Here is a 4,053-nt window from a genome sequence, read left to right on the forward strand (position 1 = left end):
ATACTACATCAACAAAATATATACAGATTGTCTTGAGGCAATATCAAACCTTTTACTTTTCAATTAATCGGTTTTTAAAAAATTGCAACCAGAACTTTTATTTTTCACTAGGTTTTACGCAGATCTGCTCCCATATAATAAACAAAAAAGCGCCTCTCCAAAGAAAGGCTACTTTTTTTTAACATACATGTTTGGTTACTTGTTAATTATTGATAAATTTTTCAAAGACTTTAATACCAACAAATGTGTAAAGCTGGCGAAAATATTTATCCTGCTTTATCAAAAGTGAGTGACTTTCCTTTTGTTTCTTTTACTAACATGATACATGAAATAGAAATGATACTTGATGCGACTAAATAAATTGAAATTGGGATGGAGCTATTAAATTTAGTTAGGAGGCTTAATGAAATTAATGGAGCCAATGATCCTGCTAATATTGGTGCTACTTGATAACACAAAGACAAAGCTGTATATCTGATGTGAGTTGGAAATAACTCTGTCATTAATGATGAGTATGGTGCATACGTCATCGATTGTATGAATAAACCAATCGTAATGGCAGACATAATTAACCAATCATTTCCTGTATCCATCATTGGAAATCCAATAAATCCCCAAAATGCGGTTAAAATGGCTCCTGTAATATAGATTGGCTTACGTCCCCAAACATCGCTTAAGTGTCCCATTAATGGAATAAAGAAAAAGTGAATAGCATGGGCACCAAACATTAATATTAAAATTTGTGTCGTATCTTTACCGACGACAAGTTTTAAATAACTAATGGAGAAAGTTACAACTATATAGTATAAGATGTTTTCTGCAAAACGAGCTCCAATACCAGCAATAATAGCCTTTTTATGGTCTTTCAACACTTCTATAATACCTAATTGTTGTTTTTCTAATTTAGCTTGTTTTTCTTGTGCCTCTTTGAAAACAGGGGCATCATCAACACTTTTACGAATCCAAATACCAATTAGTACGACAACTGCGGAGAACCAAAATGCTACGCGCCAACCCCAATCCATAAATTGCTCGGGGCTTAAGCTTTTAGATGCAATTAAGAGGATAATTGTTGCTAATAAATTTCCTAATGGCACGCCTGTCTGCGGCCAACTTGCCCAATAACCACGTCTATTACTAGGGCTGTGCTCAGATACTAAAAGAACAGCTCCTCCCCATTCTCCGCCAAAAGCAAAACCTTGAATTAAACGTAAAGTAACGAGTAAAACAGGAGCCCAATAACCAATACTATTGAATGTTGGAAGACATCCCATTAAGAAGGTCGTAATTCCAACAATAATCAAACTGACCTGTAATAATGTTTTACGCCCAATTTTATCACCAAAATGACCAAAAACAAGTCCCCCAATAGGTCTAGCTAAAAAGCCTACTGCATAGAGAGCAAATGCTGCTAGGATGCCGTCAATAGCGCTTCCAGTTTGTTGGAAAAACAATTCTCCAAAAACGAGGGCAGATGCGGTACCATATAAGAAAAACTCATACCATTCAGCTACAGATCCAACCATAGATGCAGCAACAACTTTTTTTAACTGCTTATTTTCTGTTTTCGCCATATTTACTCCCCCAATTATGTCAACTCAGATTTTTTATGAATTAACGTACCAAATCACTTTTGTTTGCACATATTGTTCAAATGCTTCTAAGCCGTTGTCTTTGCCACCGAAGCCAGATTGTTTAAAGCCACCAAACGGTGTGGTGATATCGCCCTCGCTAAAGCCATTTACAGAAATGGTTCCTGCTTTAATGGCACGTGCCACGCGCATCGTACGGTTTACATTTTGGCTATAAAAAGAAGCAGCCAAACCGTAAGAGGTGTTATTGGCAAGAGCTATGGCTTCTTCTTCCGTTTCAAACGTGCTAACCGCTAAAATAGGACCAAAGACTTCATTTTGAAACAAGGTCATATTGGCAGTTACATTGTCAAAAATAGTAGGTTCGATGTACCAGCCACTACCCACATCACTGTGAATGTTGCCGCCAGCTACTAAGCGACCACCTTCTTGAAGAGTTATATCCAAGAACGCTTTCACTTTATTAAAGTGTGCTTCTTCAACCATGGGGCCAATGGCAACCGACTCATCCATGGGGTTGCCTACTTTCCAGCTTGTTAAGCCAGACTTTAATTTTTCTAATAATGCCTCTTTAATGGATTCTTGTACGATAAGTCGTGAACCGCAGCTGCAGTTTTCACTCATATTCCAGAAGGCGGCAGATAGAATTTGTGGAACAGCCGCATCCAAGTCAGCATCTTCAAATACCACTTGCGGGCTTTTGCCACCGCACTCTAAGACAATTTCTTTAAGGTTACTTTCTGCTGAGTATTTCAGGAAATATCTTCCTACTTCAGTTGAACCAGTGAATGAGACGATATCCACATCCATATGCCTCCCCAATGGTTCGCCTACTTTTTCACCCAAACCACACACCATGCTTAAAGCGCCTTTTGGTACACCCGCTTCATAAGCAAGTTCAATCATACGGTAAGCGCTCAGTGAAGTTAATTCAGCAGGTTTCACAATCACAGAATTACCAGTGGCTAAAGCAGGTGCCACTTTCCAAGCAAACATTTGCGCGGGGAAGTTCCAAGGCAATACCGCACCAACCACACCAATCGGTTCAGTGACGATCAAGCCCAAGGCATCTTTACCCGTAGGAGCGACTTTGCCAAATAGTTTATCAATCGCTTCGGCGTACCAATAAAATGTATCGATTGTTGCTGGCATGTCGGTATTTAAACATTCAGTAATGGGCTTACCAGCATCCACGCAATCCAACGCAGCCAATTCCTCGCTATGTTCTTCTAGCAATTGTGCCCAGCGAATCATCACTTTTTTGCGCTCACTAGGGGATAATTGACTCCAAATCCCAGCTTCAAATGTGTCTCTCGCTACCTTTACAGCAGCATCCACATCCTGTGCATCCCCATTAGCAATATAGCCAATTAAACTGTTGTCGATGGGGGTGCGGTTTTCTAATTTGCCTGCAGCGCTCGTAAAACCATCAATTAAGTTGCCTGCCCATAGTTTGCCTTCTTTGGCGAGGGCAAAGACTTGTTCTTTTGTTACGGTCATTTGTCTCTCCTCCAATGATTATTTAAAGAAAGCCAAGAATTCTGCTTTTTCTTCTTCTGATAAATCAGATAAAGGCAGGCGTACCGTACCAACGTTTATTTCACCTTTCAAGCAGCCTAATTTAGCTTTTTGGTTGTAGTTACCAGACTCCATCGATTGAATAGCAGGGTAAATCTCGCGCATAATTTGTTTTGCCTTGTCCCAGTCACCAGCTTGAGCAGCATTGAACATGGCGACTTGCTCTTCTGGAAACACATTACCTGCACCAGCAATCCAGCTTTTCGAACCCCAGAAGAAAAAGTCTACGGGTTGATCATCACAACCGCAAATCACTTCAAAATTCTCAAATGGGGTTTGTAGTAAGCGTAAAGCCCGGCTAAAGTCACCACTGCTCTCTTTAATAGCGACAATATTTGGATTCTTTGCCAAATGCACCACTGTGTCATACTCAATTTCAATGCCAATACGGGCAGGAAAGTTGTACATGATAATAGGTAAATCTGTTGCTGATGCTACAGTTTCGTAATGCGCAATCACACCATTTTGATCAGGCAGGCTATAAGGAGTGGGTGAAAGCATTAAACCCTCATAGCCCAACTCTTTAGCTTGCTTGGCACGGTTTACTGCCCCTTCGGTTGATAAATCATTGATACCGGCAATCAATGTTACACGACCTTTGGCGACTTCTGCCACGGTTTTTAAAACGGTTTCACGCTCTGCTTCGTTTAATGTGTAATATTCGCCAGTGGTGCCACACACCACCAAGCCAGCAACACCTTTATCAATAAATCTGTTAGTCAATTGTTTTAAGGTTTCTACATCCAAACTTTTATCACTATTAAAAGGGGTAACCAAAGGAACCAAAATACCATGAAAATTCATCGTCATTCTCCTTAAATGATTAATTTTTTTGAAATAGATTACTTGATTAAAAGCATCTTTATTGAAGTACCACTTCAAT

3 protein-coding genes are annotated in these 4,053 nt (G+C 39.7%); all 3 read right to left on the minus strand.

Features of this window, described 5'->3' with window-relative positions; translation table 11 throughout:
* Positions 1–266: 266 nt before the first annotated feature.
* The gene (abaF, locus tag V7149_RS13860) at positions 267–1,574 is read right to left on the minus strand and encodes a fosfomycin efflux MFS transporter AbaF (RefSeq protein WP_335346210.1); all 1,308 of its coding nucleotides are present in this window, start codon (positions 1,572–1,574) and stop codon (positions 267–269) included.
* A 33-nt stretch (positions 1,575–1,607) separates the two neighbouring features.
* Positions 1,608–3,092, minus strand: a complete 1,485-nt coding sequence (locus V7149_RS13865) for an aldehyde dehydrogenase (RefSeq protein WP_335346211.1) — start codon at positions 3,090–3,092, stop codon at positions 1,608–1,610.
* Between the two features lie 18 nt (positions 3,093–3,110).
* Positions 3,111–4,053, minus strand: a 943-nt coding sequence (gene dapA, locus V7149_RS13870) for a 4-hydroxy-tetrahydrodipicolinate synthase (protein ID WP_335346212.1), incomplete at its 5' end; no start/stop codon positions are given.

Source organism: Bacillus sp. JJ1503 (assembly GCF_036965125.1).
GTDB lineage: Bacteria > Bacillota > Bacilli > Bacillales > Cytobacillaceae > Cytobacillus.

Coding starts and splice junctions, on each gene's coding strand:
- abaF (WP_335346210.1), bottom strand. CDS start 1,574: ATGGCGAAAACAGAAAATAAGCAGTTAAAAAAAGTTGTTGCTGCATCT.
- V7149_RS13865 (WP_335346211.1), bottom strand. CDS start 3,092: ATGACCGTAACAAAAGAACAAGTCTTTGCCCTCGCCAAAGAAGGCAAA.